The following is a 14,284-nucleotide window of genomic DNA, read 5'->3' as shown; positions in this document are numbered from 1 at the left end:
CGCGGTGGTCTGCGGGGAGGGAGCAGGCTGCGGGGAGGAGACCTGGTCCGTCCCCTGGCGCTCCTCGCCGGGCTGTCCCGCCGTCATGGCGTCCTCCGCAGGGAGACGAGGTCGGCCAGCTCACGGTCGGTGAGTTCGGTGAGGGCCGATTCGCCGACGCCGAGGACGGCGTCGGCGAGGGCGCGCTTGGCGGCGAGCATGTCGGCGATGCGGTCCTCGACGGTGCCCTCCGTGATGAGGCGGTGGACCTGGACGGGCTGGGTCTGGCCGATGCGGTAGGCCCGGTCGGTGGCCTGTTCCTCGACGGCCGGGTTCCACCAGCGGTCGAAGTGGACGACATGGCCCGCGCGGGTGAGGTTCAGGCCGGTGCCGGCCGCCTTGAGGGAGAGCACGAGCACCGGGGTGGCGCCGCTCTGGAAGCGGTCGACCATGCGCTCCCGCTCCGGTACCGGGGTGCCTCCGTGCAGCAGGTCCACCGGGATCGCGCGGCCTGCCAGATGGGAGGTGATCAGGCGGGCCATGCCCACGTACTGGGTGAAGACCAGTGCCGAGCCGTCCTCGGACAGCAGCGTGTCCAACAGCTCGTCCAGGAGGGCGAGTTTGCCGGAGCGCGCGGCCTGCCGGGCCGTGTTCGTGGGCCCGGGCTCCTCCTTGAGGTAGAGCGCCGGGTGGTCGCAGATCTGCTTCAGCGCGCCGAGGAGCTTGAGGACCAGTCCGCGCCGGGCGATGCCCTGCGCGGTCTCGATGGCCGCCATCGACTCGCGCACCACCGCCTCGTACAGCGCGGCCTGTTCGCGGGTGAGCGGGACGGGATGGTCGGTCTCGGTCTTCGGCGGCAGCTCCGGCACGATGCCCGGGTCGGACTTCCTGCGGCGCAGCAGGAAGGGGCGGACCAGGCGGGCCAGCCGCTGCGCCGCCTCCTCGTCCTCGCCGGTCTCGACCGCGCGGGCGTGCCGTGCCCGGAAGGACTTGAGGGGGCCGAGCAGGCCCGGAGTGGTCCAGTCGAGCAGGGCCCACAGCTCGGAGAGGTTGTTCTCCACGGGGGTGCCCGTGAGGGCCACGCGCGCGGGGGTGGGGAGGGTGCGCAGCGCCTTGGCGGTGGCGGAGTACGGGTTCTTCACATGCTGGGCCTCGTCGGCGACGACCATGCCCCAGGGCTGTTCGGCCAGGGCCGGGGCGGCGGAGCGCAGGGTGCCGTAGGTGGTGAGGACGAAGCCGCCGTCGAGGCCGGCCAGGCTGCGCTCGGAGCCGTGGAAGCGGCGGACCGGGACGCCGGGCGCGAAGCGGGTGATCTCCCGCTGCCAGTTGCCGAGCAGCGAGGCGGGGCAGACCACCAGGGTCGGTTCGGTGCGGGCCCGCTTGAGGTGCAGGGCGATGACGGTGACGGTCTTGCCGAGGCCCATGTCGTCGGCGAGGCAGCCGCCGAGGCCGAGGGAGGTCATCAGGTCGAGCCAGGCCAGGCCGCGGAGCTGGTAGTCGCGGAGGGTGGCGGCGAGTCCGGCGGGCGGTTCGGCGGGGCTCAGGCCGGCCGTCAGCCGGTCGCGCACGGCGGCGAGCGCCCCGAGCGGCACCGCCTCGACCGTCTCGCCGTCGACCTCGGCGCTGCCGGTGAGCGCGACCGAGAGCGCGTCGACCGGGTCGAGCAGGCCCAGCTCGCGCCTGCGGGCCTTGCGGACGAGGGCGGGGTCCACGAGCACCCACTGACCGCGCAGCCGGACGATCGGGCGGTGGGCCTCGGCGAGCGTGTCCATCTCGGCGTCGCTGAGCGGATCGCCGCCGAGCGCGAGCTGCCAGCGGAACCTCAGCAGTTCCTCGCTCTCGAAGAACCCGGTGCCGTCGGTCGCCGAGCCGGGCGCGGGCCGTACGACGGCGAGCGCGGTGAGGTCGCGGGCCAGGTCGCGGGGCCAGTGGACGGCTACGCCCGCCGCCGCGAGCCGGGTGGCGGCCACCCCGAGGAGGTCGGCGAGCTCCTCCTCGGACAGGGCGAGGACGTCCGGCACGTCCTGCTCGGCGAGCCGGTCCAGCGGCGGCCAGACGCGGGCCGCGCGGCGGACGGCGAGCGCGGCGTCCACGCGGGCGCGCGGGCCGAACGCCGTGTCGGCCTCCCCCGCCCACAGGGCGGCCGCGTCGGCGACGAGAGTGGGGTCGGAGAGGCTGTGGACCTGGACGATCGCGGCGCCCGCGCGACGGCCGTCCGCGTCGTCGTCCGTGTCGAAGACGTCGGACGCGGACAGGTCCAGACGCAGGGAGACGCGCACGCCCGCGTCCGTGCCGGCGGCGACCTCGGCGGCCCAGTCGTGGGCCGCGGGCAGGTACTGGGGGGTGTGGTCGGCGAAGGGCCGGCCGCAGGCGTGCGGGGCGGCGGGGGTGCGGGGCAGGGTGTCGGCGACCGCGTCGAGGAAGGCGCGCATCAGCGCCTCGGGGTCGGGCAGCCGCAAGGGGCCGGGGCCGGGCAGCGGGACGGCGTGGCCCTCGTAGGGCAGGGCGGCGGCGACCGCGCGCAGGTGCGCGATGTCGTCGGGGTCGAGGGGGCCGGCACGCCAGGCGTCGTGGCCCGACGGGGTGAGGCCGGGGAGCAGGCGGCCGCGGGCGGCGAGGCGCAGCGCGTGGACGGCGGCGGCGCCCCAGCAGGCGGTGGCGGGGTGGGCGGCGGGGTCGCGGCGGGCCCGTACCAGCAGCGGCAGGGCCCGGTCGAGCGGCAGGGTGAGCGCGGGGGTCCGGCCGCGGCGGACGCCCTTGCCGTGGGGCCGGACCACCGTCAGCTCGGTGTGCCGGCCGGGTGTCCGCGCGGTGCCCTCCGGGTCCCCGGACGGGGCCGGGTCCCAGAACGCGATCCGGCTGTCGCGCGGGAGGGGGGCGGGCAGGAAGACGGCCGCGAGGCGCACCGGGACGGCCGGCTCCCGGGGTGTGCCCGCGGCAGGCGCCGTCACCCTGTCGCTCATACGTCCTGTCACCTCCCGCCCGTCGTGTCGGATCAGATGTCTTCGACTCTACGGGCGGGGTCTGACAATCGGCCCCGGCGGCCGTCCGGGGCCGTGCGCTCAGGGAACCGTGCGGGAGACGACGTACACGAACGGGTTGTTCGGCTCCGCGAGGTTCACCATCACGTCCTGGGTGGGTGCGGGCTTCTTCTGCTCGTGGACGAGGCCGTACCAGAGGCCGGATCCGCCGAAGTCCCAGCCGGTGATCTTCTGGTCGCGGGCGCTGATGGTGATGTCGCCGCGCTTGAGCTGGGTCCTGCTGGCACCCATGCTGCGCAGGAACTCGTCCAGGTTCGCGTTGGGTGCCTGGAACTGGACGTAGAGACGGCTGGTCTTCCAGTTGTTCGTCTCGTAGTAGGCGACCTTGCCGGACGGGTGCGGGATGGGCACCTGGTAGAGGCGCAGCTGGATCTTCGACGGCCAGTCCTCGGTGAGGCCGCGCGCCGAGTAGCGCTCCTCCTTGTCCTTGCCGCTGGCACGGCTCTGGGCGGCGGAGATCACCAGGTAGCCGGCGGGGATGCCGATGAGCAGCACGATGGTGAGCAGGGTGAGGGCCCGGCGGCGGCGCCGGTGGCGGCGGTCCTCGGTGTCCGTGTCCGGCCGGTCGGCCGGTCCGGACTGGCGTGGCAGGGTTCCCGTCACAGCGACTCCTCCGGGCGGCGGGTCGCCGCGAACCGTTCGTAGCGTTCGTACCGCTCGACGCGGCGGCGCTTGGCGCGGCGGAAGCGGCGGGCGACCAGCCGGGCGAGGTCGGCCGCGCCGACCATGCCGGCCTCGGGGCCGAGCTGGGCGCGGACGATGCGGGCCTCGGGGCGGTAGCCGCGGCCGGTGAGGTGCCGCTTGAACGCGTCCCGCGCGGGGCCGATCAGCAGGTCGTCGGCGGCCGAGACACCGCCGCCGATGACGAAGCAGGAGGGGTCGAGGGCGGCCGCGAGGTTGGCGATGCCGACGCCGAGCCACTGGCCGATGTCCTGGAGCAGCTCGATGCACATGGCGTCGCCCTCGCGGGCCAGCTCGGTGATCATCGGGCCGGTGATGTCGCCGACCTGCCCCTTGACGTGCTCGATGATCCCGTACGCCACCGGGGAGTCGGCCGCGGCCAGCTCCTTGGCCTCGCGCACGAGGGCGTTGCCGGAGCTGTACTGCTCCCAGCAGCCGCGGTTGCCGCACGGGCAGCGGTGGCCGCCGGGCACGACCTGCATATGGCCGAACTCGCCCGCGACGCCGTACTTTCCGCGCTTGACCCGGCCGTCCTCCAGGATCGCGCCGCCGATGCCGGTGCCGAGCGTGATCATCACCAGATGGTCCTCGTCGCGGCCGGCTCCGAAGCGCCACTCCGCCCACGCGGCCGTGTTGGCGTCGTTGTCGACCAGCACAGGCACGGACAGACGTCCGGACAGGCGGTCGCGCAGCGGCTCGTTGCGCCAGGAGAGGTGGGGCGCGAACAGGACGCGGTTGCGGTCGGCGTCGACCCAGCCGGCCGCTCCGATGCCGACCGCGTGCACGTCGTGCCGGTCGGACAGGTCAAGCACCAGTTCGACGATGGTGTCCTCGACGACCTTGGGACTCTTGGACTTGTCCGGGGTCTCCGCGCGGACCTTCTCCAGGATGGTGCCGTCGGCGTCGACCACGCCCGCCATCACCTTGGTGCCGCCGATGTCGATGCCGACGGTCGGCACGCGGGGGGCGGTCAGGTGTGACCGGCGCTCCCGCGTGCCGACGGTTCTCAGGACCGGGGCTCGGCGGGAGCCGATGGGTGCAGTCAGGTCGCGGTAGGTGCTCATCACGGCCGATTCTGCCGCACGCTCACCCCGGGTGTGGCCCGGTGGGCGACGGGGTGGTAGATGTCGCACGCCGCCCGCGGACGCTTCGTGGCCGCTCGCGCGGTTCCCCGCGTCCCTGGCGGCGTTCCGGTTCGTGGCGTGGATCATCCGGCTCCGTTCCGCCCGCCATCTGCTGTGTCAGGGCGTCCGGGGAGATCTCGTCCCGGGTGCGGCCGCCCACCGTCGTGCCTCTCCTCAGAAGGACGAAGCGGTCCCCGACCAGGTGGGCGTGGTGCGGGCTGCGGGTGATCAAGACAACACCCGGGCCCTCGTCGTGTGCCGCGGCCACGTGCTCCGGGACCGCGCCGGACTGCTCGACGCCCGGGGCGGCCGTGGGCTCGTCGAGGGCGGGGGCCTCCGCGCCGAAGCGGACGGCGCGGGCGACGGCGGCGCACTGACGCCCGCCGCCGCAGAGGGTGCCGACGGGCCGGTCGACGTCGCGCAGGTCGGTGCTTGTCTTCTTGCCGTGTTCTGCCGTGCACGGGGCAGGTCGTCCCACCGGTCCCGGACGCCCCGGTCCCGGACGCCCCGGTCCCGGACGCCCCGGTGCCGGACACGGGGATCACGGCCCCGGCGGCCGGGGAGCGCGCGCCGGTCACATTGTCCGGACATGGCGGCCCGCGGTGTGGGGCGGCGGGCGGGACTCAGGGCCGCGCGAGGAGCTGGAACTCGAAGGAGTAGCGGCTGGAGCGATAGGTGTGGCTGCCGTGCTCGACCGCGCGGCCGGTGTCGTCGAACGTGGTGCGCTGCATGGTGAGCAGCGGCGTGCCCTCGCTCTCGCCGAACCGTTCGGCCTCGGCGGCGGTGGCGGCGCGGGCGCCGATCGACTGGCGGGCGCTGTGCAGGGTGATCCCGGCACCGCGCATCAGCCGGTACAGGCCGGTCGCCTCCAGCCGGCGGGTGTCCAGCTCCAGCAGCCCGGCCGGCAGGTGGTTGCACAGGTGGGCCATCGGCTCGTCGTGGGCGAACCGCAGCCTCTCCACCCGGTGCACATCGCCGCCCTCGGCGACCCCGAGGGCGGCCGCGACCTCGGGGGATGCCGGGACGACGGCGTTGACCAGGACCTTGGTGGCGGGGCGCTGCCCGGCCGCCTCCAGGTCGTCGTAGAGGCTGCTGAGTTCCAGGGGGCGCTTGACCTGGCTGTGCACGACCTGGGTGCCGACCCCGCGGCGGCGCACCAGCAGGCCCTTGTCGACGAGGGACTGGATGGCCTGCCGGACGGTGGGCCGGGACAGGCCCAGCCGGGCGGCGAGCTCGATCTCGTTGCCCAGGAGGCTGCCCGGCGTGAGGGTGCCGTGCGCGATGGCGGCCTCCAGCTGCTGCGACAGCTGGAAGTACAGCGGTACCGGCGAGTTCCGGTCCACGCCGAGCTCCAGCCGCACGGTCGGGTCCACTTCTGGTTTCGGCACGGCCCGAGCGTAGCTCCGTGAAGGGGTGACGGGAAGTTGTGTGGTCCGGTTGTCCGGACATACGCATTGACAGATGAACGGTCCGCCCTCACCTTGATTCCATGCGCATCGGGGTCATCGGTACGGGCCGCATCGGCACCTTCCATGCGAGGACGCTCAGCCGTCATCGCGACGTCGGCAGCCTGATCCTCACGGACGTGGACCCCGCACGGGCACAGGAGCTGGCGCAGCGGCTGGGCGAGACCGCGGCGCCGGGTGTGGACGAGATCTTCAAGTGGGGCGTGGACGCCGTGGTGATCACCACGACGACGTCCGCGCACGCGGAGCTCATCGGCCGGGCCGCGCGCTCGGGGCTTCCGGTGTTCTGCGAGAAGCCCATCGCGCTGGACCTGCCGGGCACCCTGCTCGCCATCGGCGAGGTGGAGACGGCCGGGACGGCGTTGCAGATGGGGTTCCAGCGCCGCTTCGACACCGGATACACCGGGGCGCGCGAGGCCGTCCGCTCGGGGCGCCTCGGGCGGCTGCACACCGTGCGGGCCATGACCTCCGACCAGACGCCGCCGCCGGCCGCGTATCTGCCGCTGTCGGGCGGGCTGTACCGGGACACCCTCATCCACGACTTCGACGCGCTGCGCTGGGTGACCGGCCATGAGGTGGTCGACGTGTACGCGGCCGGGTCCGACGCCGGGCCCGGCATGTTCCGGGAGGCCGGTGACATCGACACGGGCGCGGCGGTGCTCACCCTCGACGACGGCACGCTCGCGACCGCGACCGCGACCCGGCTGAACGGCGCCGGGTACGACGTGCGCATGGAACTGGCCGGGGAGCTCGACCAGATCACCGCCGGCCTCGACGACCGTACGCCGATCGCGTCCACCGAGCCGACCGGGCCGCCTGCCGCGTCCAAGCCCTGGACCGGTTTCCTGGAGCGCTTCGGGCCGGCGTACGAGGCCGAACTCGCCGCGTTCGTCGAGGTGGTGCGCGGAGAACGGGCCAACCCCTGTGACGGGCGCGAGGCTCTCCAGGCGCTGCGGATCGCCGAGGCGTGCGATCTGTCCCGGCGCGAGCGCAGGCTGGTCCGGCTGTCGGAGGTACCGGGCGGCAGGGACGTCTGAGCGGCGTCCCCGCGGTGCCCGGTTCCGTGGTCCCGGCCGGGCCGGCGGCTCTCAGACCGTGCGGGTCGACAGCACCGTCCCCTGGGCCACCGCGCACAGGGTCTCGGCGCCGTCCTCGGCGACGGTCAGCAGGTCGCAGCGGACGACGGCCTGACGCCGGCCCGCGTGCACGACCTCGGCCCGGGCGAGCAGGGTGCGGCCGACGGCGGGGCGGACGTACTGGATGGAGAAGCCGGAGGTGAGGACGGCCCCGCCGAGGGCGCTGCCGGCCGCGAAGGTGAGGGCGTTGTCGGCGGCGTAGGAGAGGACTCCGCCGTGCACGAAGCCGTTCTGCTGCTGGAGTTCCTTGCGGATGTCCAGGTCCAGGGTGGCCTTCCCGTCGCCGAAGGAGCGTATGCGGGTGCCGAGGAGTGCGCTGAAGGGCTGTGCGTCCAGGGTCTGTCGCGCCGTGGCGAGATCCAGCTGCGACGGGACGGAGGGTGTGGTCATGGGTGGGGGGCTCCCGGTGGTCGTACGGGTTCGGACCGGTGTCGCTACCAGCGCACCGGCAGGCTGCGCATGCCACGTATCAGCATGCCCGGCAGCCATGCGCCGGCCGGGCCGTCCGGGGCGAGGGCCGGGGCGCGCTCCAGCAGGGACCGGATCGCCGTACGGCCTTCCAGGCGGGCCAGCGGGGCGCCGAGGCAGAAGTGGATGCCGTGGCCGAAGGCGACATGGCCGCGCGGGTCCCGGCGGATGTCGAAGCGGTCGGCGTCCGGGTAGCGCTTCGGGTCCCGGTCGGCGGCGGTGAGGCCGACCAGCACGGACTGGCCCTGGGCGACGGGCACTCCGCCGATCTCCAGGGGCTCGGCGGCGAAGCGGAACGTGGCGTTCTCCACCGGGCCCTCCCAGCGCAGCATCTCCTCCACCGCCCCGTCGAGCAGGCCCATGTCGGCCCGCAGGTCGGCGAGCTGGTCGGGGTGGGTGAGCAGCGCGTGCACGCCGTTGGCGATGAGGTTGACGGTCGTCTCGTGGCCGGCGATGAGCAACAGGTAGGCCATGCCGCGCAGTTCACCGGGCGAGAGCCGGTCGCCGTCCTCGGCGGTGGTGCGGATCAGATCGCTGAGGAGGTCGTCGCCCGGGGCGCGGCGCTTGTCGTCGATCAGCTCGGTGAGGTACTCGGCGAGACGGATGACGGCGTCGTACTCGCTGTCGGCGCCGGAGGGGGCGACCACCTCCGTGGAGATCTCGCGGAACGCGGCCCGGTCCATCTCGGGGACGCCGAGCAGCTCGCAGATGACGGTGATGGGCAGCGGGAAGGCGAAGGACTCGACGAGGTCGCCGCTGCCGTGCGGCAGCATCGCGTCGAGCAGTTCGTCGGTGATCTGCTGGACACGCGGGCGCAGTTGCTCGACACGGCGTGCGGTGAAGGCGCGGGAGACGAGCGAGCGCAGCCGGGTGTGGTCGGGCGGGTCGACGCTCAGCAGGTACTTGCCTATGTGCTCCTCGTCGAGGAACGTCATGCCGAGCTTCGCGGGGTCCTTGGCGAGTCTGGGGTCGGCGAGCGCCGCACGGGCCTCCTCGTAACCCACGACCAGCCAGGTCTCGTGGTCGGCCGTGCCGCCCGGCGGGCGCACCCGGTGCACCGGTCCGCGGGCGCGCAGTTCGGCGTACACCGGGTGCGGGTCGGTGCGGAACGCGTCGCCGTACCCGCCCAGGTCGATCACCTCGGTCATGCTTCTTCCCCCGTTCATGACTGCCGGACTCCCGTGATTGCGCGGGTCCGCCGGTCCTCGTGGTTCCGCGAGTCCTCGTGGTTCCGCGAGTCCTCGTGACTCCGTGAATCCTCGCGATTCCGTACGTCCTCGTGCGTGCTCGTGCGTGCGTGCGCGTGAGTCCGTACGTCCTCGTGCATGCGCGTGCTTGTACCTCCCAACGGACGACGCGCCCCGCTAGTGCCCGGATTCCGGATCTTCCTCGCTCCTGTCGTCGTCGGTGAGTCCGGCGTCGTAGGCGAGAAGGGCGATCTGGACACGGTTGTTGAGGCCGAGCTTGGCGAGGACACGGGAGACGTGCGTCTTGACGGTGGCCACGCTCATGAACAGGCTCGCCGCGATCTCGGCGTTCGCCTGGCCGCGGCCGACCGCGACGGCGACCTCGCGCTCGCGGTCGTTGAGGAGGGCGATGCGCTGTCGCGCGCGGGTGCGCCGGATGTCGGCGGCGGTGCCGGCCGCGTGGGCCATCAGCTGCCGGGTGACGGTGGGCGACAGGACGGGGTCGCCGGCCGCGACCCGGCGGACCGCGTCGACGATCTCGGCGGGCGGGGTGTCCTTGAGGACGAATCCGGCGGCACCGGCACGCAGGGCCCGCAGCACCTGTTCGTCGGCGTGGAAGGTGGTCAGGACCACCACCTGCGGGGAGTCGTCGCGGCGGCGCAGCCGCTCCGTCGCGGTCAGGCCGTCCACGGCCGGCATCCTGATGTCCATCAGGACGACGTCGGGGCGGGTGCGGTCCACGAGAGCCTCCACCTCGGCGCCGTCGGCGGCCTCCCCCACGATCTCGATGTCCGGGGAGCCGCCCATCATGAAGGACAGCCCGGCGCGGACCAGGGGGTCGTCGTCGACGAGGAGCACCTTGATAGCGGTCATGGGGGTTACGTAATCACGTCGGAGGGCACGCCGAGGAGGCGGCGGCCGGCCGGTCCCGCTCACCCCCACGGCAGCCAGGCCCGTACCTCGAACCCGCCCGCGGGCGTGGGTCCGTGGTCCAGGCGGCCGCCGGCCAGGGTGGCACGTTCGGTGAGGCCGATGAGGCCCTGTCCGGAGCCGGGGACGGGCGGCACCTCGCCGTCGGGGGCGGGGTTGCGCACCGTGACGGTGACGCCGTCGCCGGGGGTGCCCGTGACGGTGACGGTGACCTCGGTGCCGGGTGCGTGCTTGCGGGCGTTGGTGAGGCACTCCTGGGCGATGCGGTAGGCGGTGCGGCCGACGGAGGCGGGCACGGCGGCGGGGTCCGTGACGTGCTGGGCGAGCGTGACCTTCATGCCGGCCTCACGGGACTCGGAGACGAGGGTGTCCAGTGCGGCGAGCGTCGGCTGGGGGCGGCCGGAGTCGTCGGACTCGCCCGCGCGCAGGACGCCGATGATCTCCCGCAGGTCCTGGAGGGCGTCGTGGGCGCTCTCCCGGATGACCCCGGCCGCCCGGGCGATCTCCTCCCGGGGCGCGTCCGGGCGGAACTCCAGTGCCCCGGCGTGCACGCTGAGCAGGGTCAGCCGGTGCGCGAGCACGTCGTGCATCTCCCGGGCGATGGCCTCGCGCGCCAGGCGCTGCGCCCGCTCGGCCCTCAGCCGCGCCTCGGTCTCGGCCCGGCGCGCGTGGTCCCGCAGGCTGAGCATGAGCTGCCTCTTGGAGCGTACGAGCAGTCCGCAGCTGACGACGGCGACGGTGATCACCGCGCTGAACGCCACGGCGACGAGATAGGGCAGGCCGGGTTCCGGCCGCAGCCAGTAGTAGAGCGGCTGGAGCGCAAGGGAGATGCCGCCGATCCAGGCGACGTAGCGGAAGGGCCGGTGCACGGCGAGCGTGAACACGGTGATCAGGACGGCGCCGCCGGCGGTGACCGACAGCAGCCCGACGGGGACCATGGCGACGGCCAGCCCGACGGGCCACCGGCGGCGCAGCCACACGGCGGCGCAGGCCAGCGCGCCCAGCACCTGGTCGAGGACGGCGACGGCGCCGGGCAGGTCCTTCTCGTCGGGCAGGGCGTCCGCGGCCAGCAGTCCGATGCCGACGGCCAGCAGGAAGCAGCTGAAGTCGACGAGCCAGTCGCGGGCGGTGCGCCGGGGCCGGCGGCCGGGCCGTACGGCGCCGGGGTCGAGCTCGTGGATCACGGCGGACGGGAACAGCCACCGGCGTCCCTCGAACGCCGGTCCGGTGCTCTGCGTGCCGTCGGTCCTCACGGTCGACAAATCTACGCAGGGAAGGAGCCCGGCACCTCCCCTCGCGGGCGACCGGCTACTTAAGTCGCGCGAGAGCCGTCTTTCGTCGCGGCGGCGGGCCGCGGCCGTCGACTTCCGCGGAGAGGGTCTCGCCCCGCGGCCGATGTGCGCGGGGGGTCCGCGGGGCGAGGGTCGTGTCCATGAAACAGCTGCTGGAAGTGCTCGGATTCCTCGCCCTGGTGCAGGGCGTCCTCGGTCTGCTGCACCAGTGGGTCCACTGGAACGTGGGCCTGGTGCAGCGCCTCGGTTTCCTGGACGGCTACGAGCTCTACGCGAGTGTCGCGCTGGTCGTGCTGGCGATCGCGCTGTTCGCCGCCGCGGAGAGCCAGAAGCCCTCGTGAGGGCTTCGGCGGATCGGCAGTCGTGGTCGATCAGGCCGAACGAGGCGTGGTGGTCGGCGGTGCGGTGGTCCTCCTCGCGGTCCCGCCCGGTGACGATCCGGCGGGCGCCGCGGGTGGAGACGCCGTGGGTCTTCACCGTGCACTCGTGGTGGTGGCCGGTCGACCGCGAGGGCAGGACGCCCTCGCGGTCGTGGAAGACGGCGCCGTCCCGGGAGCACGGGAAGGGTCCGCCCTGATCGGTCAGCCTCAGGGTGGTGTACGCCCGGGACGGCAGGTCGCTGTGGCAGATGCCCCCCGCCGCGGTGGGGGCGGCGGGGGACGTGGTGACTCAGACGGTGCCGCCCACGAGGACGGCGGGCAGGAGCGCCGCGGCGACTCCGGTGCGATGGATCCGTGGGGGGAATCTCATGACCCCCATGATGACGCGCGTAGAGCATGGCATGTCAATGACAAGTCGGTGGATATTCCGGGCACGTCCCATGAGTTTTCCGGGAGTTAACCGGCCGCCCGGCGTCCCCACGCCGTTCCCGCCAGCACCAGCGCCCCGCCCAGCAGTCCGAGCGCACCGAGCCGCTCGCCGCCGAGCGCGATACCGGCCGCGGCCGCCCACAGCGGCTCGGTGCCCAGCAGCAGGCTGACCCGGGACGGGGAGGTGCGGCGGACGGCCCACATCTGCACGAAGAACGCGAACAGCGTGCAGAAGGCGGACAGGAACAGCAGCCCCGCCCACTCACGGGCCCCGAAGTCCGCCGCGGCGGCCCACGGGGTCGTCTCCGCGCCCGCCGACAGCAGCGCGAACACGACGACGGCCGTGCCCAGTTGGACCGTGGTCAAGGGCAGCGAGCCCGCGTCCCGCACGGGCTTCAGCCGCGCCATGACCAGTACGTGCACGGTCCGGGCGAGCGCGGCGAGCAGCATCAGCAGATCGCCGGCGGCGGGCCGGGTGAAGCCGCCGCCCTGCGTGAGCAGGACGACGCCGAGCACCGACAGGGCGGCCGCGCCGAGGAAGGCCCGCGAGGGGAGGGTGCGGGTGACGGCGGCCTCGGCGAGCGGTGTGAAGATCATGGTGAGGCTGATGATCAGGCCCGCGTTGGTCGCCGAGGTGTGCACGACGCCGTACGTCTCCAGCAGGAAGATGCCGCTCAGCACCAGCCCGAGCAGCGCGGCACCCCGCCACTGCGCGGGGGTCAGGGCGCGCAGCGCCCGCCAGGAGGCGAGGACGAGGGCCGGCAGGACGAGCGCGAAGCGCAGGACCAGCACGGCGAGGACCGTGCGGGCGGTGGTGATGTCCTTGGCGGCGAGGTAGCTGCCGCCCCAGACGACCGCGACCAGCAGCAGCGGCAGATCGGTGAGCCAGGCGCGGCGGGGCGCGAGGGGGCGGGGTACGGCGATCGTCGACACGGCGGCTGCGGCTCCCGGTCTCCAGCGGGCGGATGTACGTGGAGACGGCGGTGGCTCGCACGGGAAGGGTCACCGTACCGGCGCGGTGGATCTTCCGGCCAGACCTTTCCGGCAGCCGGACGCCGGCGTGCGGCCCGCCCCGGACACCGGCGCCCGCGCCGAAGGGGCCGGGCGCCGGGCTGCGCGAGCGCAAACCCCCGCGGGCCGGGGCGGGGCGGCCGCCCCGGGATCGCCGACGCACGGCCGGACGCACGGCCTCGACGACGAGCGGGCGCAGGAACACGGGACCGGGGCGGATCCCGGCGGACAGCGCGGCCCACGGGCCCGCCCCGCGCCGGGCGGACCGGACCGGGGCGCCGGTGTCCGCACGCCGGACGGGGGCCGGGGACCGCCGACGCCCGGGCCGGGCGGTGAGGGCGCGAGCCTTCGGGCGGGCCCCTCACCCGCGCCCTCGGCGGCGGCCGGGGGCGGGACGGAGCGGGGTCAGGGCTGGTCCGGCAGGGCGTAGGTGCCGTACTCGGGGTCGCCCGCCCGTTCGTAGGTCTGGAGGGTGACGCCCGCGGACGTGACGCGGCCGGCGACGTGACGGAAGGCCGTCGGCAGGGAGCCCTCGCGGAAGAGGCGGCGGCCCGCGCCGAGGACCACCGGGAAGGTGAGCAGATGGAGCGTGTCGACGAGGCCGAGGTCGAGGAGGGAACCGACCAGGGCGCCGCTGCCGTGGATCTGCACCTCGCCGTCGATGCGCTCCTTCAGGGAGCCGACCTCCTTGGCGAGGTCGCCGCGGAGCACGGTCGTACCGGCCCAGGCCGGCTCGCCGAGCGTGGTGGAGGCGACGTACTTGGGCAGCGCGTTGAGCTTGCCCGCGACCGGGTCGGACGGGTCGGTGATCTTCGGCCAGTAGGAGGCGAAGATGTCGTAGGTGTGCCGGCCGAGGAGGAACGCGGCGGGGCGGGCGAAGACCTCGGTGACGAAGGCGCCGAAGTCGTCGTCGCCGTAGGGGACGCTCCAGCCTCCCTGCCGGAAGCCGTCGCGGGTGTCCTCCTCTGGGCCGCCCGGCGCCTGGTAGACGCCGTCGAGGGTGACGAAGACGGTGGAGACGAGCCTGGCCATGTGGGTGCCTTCTTCCGGACGCGGGTCGCTGTCATCAGGACAGACCCCGCGGGGGCCCGCAACTCATCGGCCGCGGCGGTGTGGTCGATGTCCGTTCCCCGCCAGCGTCCGCGGGCGCGCGCCGCTGG

12 protein-coding genes and 2 pseudogenes are annotated in these 14,284 nt (G+C 74.0%); 2 read left to right on the top strand and 12 right to left on the bottom strand.

The genetic code is table 11. The features are described from left to right. Nucleotides 1-83: 83 nt before the first annotated feature. The 5 genes and pseudogenes from ACIQGV_RS01955 to ACIQGV_RS01935 form a co-directional block, all read right to left on the bottom strand. Complete coding sequence (locus ACIQGV_RS01955) at nt 84-2,942, bottom strand: SNF2-related protein (RefSeq protein WP_402489028.1); 2,859 nt, start codon at nt 2,940-2,942, stop codon at nt 84-86. A gap of 99 nt (nt 2,943-3,041) precedes the next feature. Continuing rightward, nucleotides 3,042-3,623: a sugar kinase gene (locus ACIQGV_RS01950; protein ID WP_402489025.1), complete on the bottom strand. Its 582-nt coding sequence runs from the start codon at nt 3,621-3,623 to the stop codon at nt 3,042-3,044. After that, nucleotides 3,620-4,765: an ROK family glucokinase gene (locus ACIQGV_RS01945; protein ID WP_402489023.1), complete on the bottom strand. Its 1,146-nt coding sequence runs from the start codon at nt 4,763-4,765 to the stop codon at nt 3,620-3,622. The genes ACIQGV_RS01950 and ACIQGV_RS01945 overlap by 4 nt, the downstream gene beginning before the upstream one ends. Nucleotides 4,766-4,787: 22 nt before the next feature. Next, nucleotides 4,788-5,252 (bottom strand): annotated as a pseudogene (locus ACIQGV_RS01940) (sugar ABC transporter ATP-binding protein); the annotation flags it as partial. 196 nt (nt 5,253-5,448) lie between these two features. Beyond that, nucleotides 5,449-6,198, bottom strand: coding sequence for a GntR family transcriptional regulator (locus tag ACIQGV_RS01935; RefSeq protein ID WP_402489496.1), 750 nt, complete (start codon nt 6,196-6,198; stop codon nt 5,449-5,451). 116 nt (nt 6,199-6,314) lie between these two features. Between ACIQGV_RS01935 and ACIQGV_RS01930 the strand changes: the two genes are divergently transcribed. Further along, nucleotides 6,315-7,328 carry a Gfo/Idh/MocA family oxidoreductase gene (locus ACIQGV_RS01930; RefSeq protein ID WP_402489021.1) on the top strand — a complete coding sequence of 338 codons (1,014 nt, stop codon included), beginning with the start codon at nt 6,315-6,317 and terminating at the stop codon, nt 7,326-7,328. Nucleotides 7,329-7,379: 51 nt separating this feature from the next. Here the strand turns inward: ACIQGV_RS01930 and ACIQGV_RS01925 are convergent, their stop codons facing one another. From ACIQGV_RS01925 to ACIQGV_RS01910, 4 genes are all read right to left on the bottom strand, one after another. Further along, nucleotides 7,380-7,817: a PaaI family thioesterase gene (locus ACIQGV_RS01925; RefSeq protein WP_402489018.1), complete on the bottom strand. Its 438-nt coding sequence runs from the start codon at nt 7,815-7,817 to the stop codon at nt 7,380-7,382. A 44-nt stretch (nt 7,818-7,861) separates the two neighbouring features. Further along, nucleotides 7,862-9,043 (bottom strand): cytochrome P450, encoded by a 1,182-nt coding sequence (locus ACIQGV_RS01920; protein ID WP_402489015.1) that lies wholly within the window; start codon nt 9,041-9,043, stop codon nt 7,862-7,864. Between the two features lie 216 nt (nt 9,044-9,259). Beyond that, on the bottom strand, nt 9,260-9,955 hold the full coding sequence (locus ACIQGV_RS01915; protein ID WP_402489012.1) for a response regulator: 696 nt from the start codon (nt 9,953-9,955) through the stop codon (nt 9,260-9,262). Between the two features lie 59 nt (nt 9,956-10,014). Further along, nucleotides 10,015-11,274: a histidine kinase gene (locus tag ACIQGV_RS01910; protein WP_402489493.1), complete on the bottom strand. Its 1,260-nt coding sequence runs from the start codon at nt 11,272-11,274 to the stop codon at nt 10,015-10,017. 170 nt (nt 11,275-11,444) lie between these two features. Between ACIQGV_RS01910 and ACIQGV_RS01905 the strand changes: the two genes are divergently transcribed. Beyond that, on the top strand, nt 11,445-11,645 hold the full coding sequence (locus ACIQGV_RS01905; protein ID WP_402489490.1) for a hypothetical protein: 201 nt from the start codon (nt 11,445-11,447) through the stop codon (nt 11,643-11,645). 16 nt (nt 11,646-11,661) lie between these two features. Here ACIQGV_RS01905 and ACIQGV_RS01900 read toward each other — a convergent pair. The 3 genes and pseudogenes from ACIQGV_RS01900 to ACIQGV_RS01890 form a co-directional block, all read right to left on the bottom strand. Further along, nucleotides 11,662-12,054: pseudogene (locus ACIQGV_RS01900) on the bottom strand (ribonuclease domain-containing protein); the annotation flags it as partial. Nucleotides 12,055-12,140: 86 nt separating this feature from the next. Then, nucleotides 12,141-13,046: a DMT family transporter gene (locus ACIQGV_RS01895; protein ID WP_402489010.1), complete on the bottom strand. Its 906-nt coding sequence runs from the start codon at nt 13,044-13,046 to the stop codon at nt 12,141-12,143. A 483-nt stretch (nt 13,047-13,529) separates the two neighbouring features. Continuing rightward, the gene (locus ACIQGV_RS01890) at nt 13,530-14,156 is read right to left on the bottom strand and encodes a dihydrofolate reductase family protein (RefSeq protein WP_402489008.1); all 627 of its coding nucleotides are present in this window, start codon (nt 14,154-14,156) and stop codon (nt 13,530-13,532) included. Nucleotides 14,157-14,284 lie beyond the last annotated feature (128 nt).

Source organism: Streptomyces sp. NPDC093094 (assembly GCF_044754345.1).
Taxonomy (GTDB): domain Bacteria; phylum Actinomycetota; class Actinomycetes; order Streptomycetales; family Streptomycetaceae; genus Streptomyces.
Note: the sequence above shows the minus strand (reverse complement) of the source record. Positions and strands in the feature narration are given on the sequence as shown.

What these genes read in the sequence shown, in the direction of transcription:
- ACIQGV_RS01955 (WP_402489028.1), bottom strand. Translation starts at nt 2,942, where the DNA reads ATGAGCGACAGGGTGACGGCGCCTGCCGCGGGCACACCCCGGGAGCCG.
- ACIQGV_RS01945 (WP_402489023.1), bottom strand. Translation starts at nt 4,765, where the DNA reads ATGAGCACCTACCGCGACCTGACTGCACCCATCGGCTCCCGCCGAGCC.
- ACIQGV_RS01930 (WP_402489021.1), top strand. Translation starts at nt 6,315, where the DNA reads ATGCGCATCGGGGTCATCGGTACGGGCCGCATCGGCACCTTCCATGCG.
- ACIQGV_RS01925 (WP_402489018.1), bottom strand. Translation starts at nt 7,817, where the DNA reads ATGACCACACCCTCCGTCCCGTCGCAGCTGGATCTCGCCACGGCGCGA.
- ACIQGV_RS01920 (WP_402489015.1), bottom strand. Translation starts at nt 9,043, where the DNA reads ATGACCGAGGTGATCGACCTGGGCGGGTACGGCGACGCGTTCCGCACC.
- ACIQGV_RS01915 (WP_402489012.1), bottom strand. Translation starts at nt 9,955, where the DNA reads ATGACCGCTATCAAGGTGCTCCTCGTCGACGACGACCCCCTGGTCCGC.
- ACIQGV_RS01905 (WP_402489490.1), top strand. Translation starts at nt 11,445, where the DNA reads ATGAAACAGCTGCTGGAAGTGCTCGGATTCCTCGCCCTGGTGCAGGGC.
- ACIQGV_RS01890 (WP_402489008.1), bottom strand. Translation starts at nt 14,156, where the DNA reads ATGGCCAGGCTCGTCTCCACCGTCTTCGTCACCCTCGACGGCGTCTAC.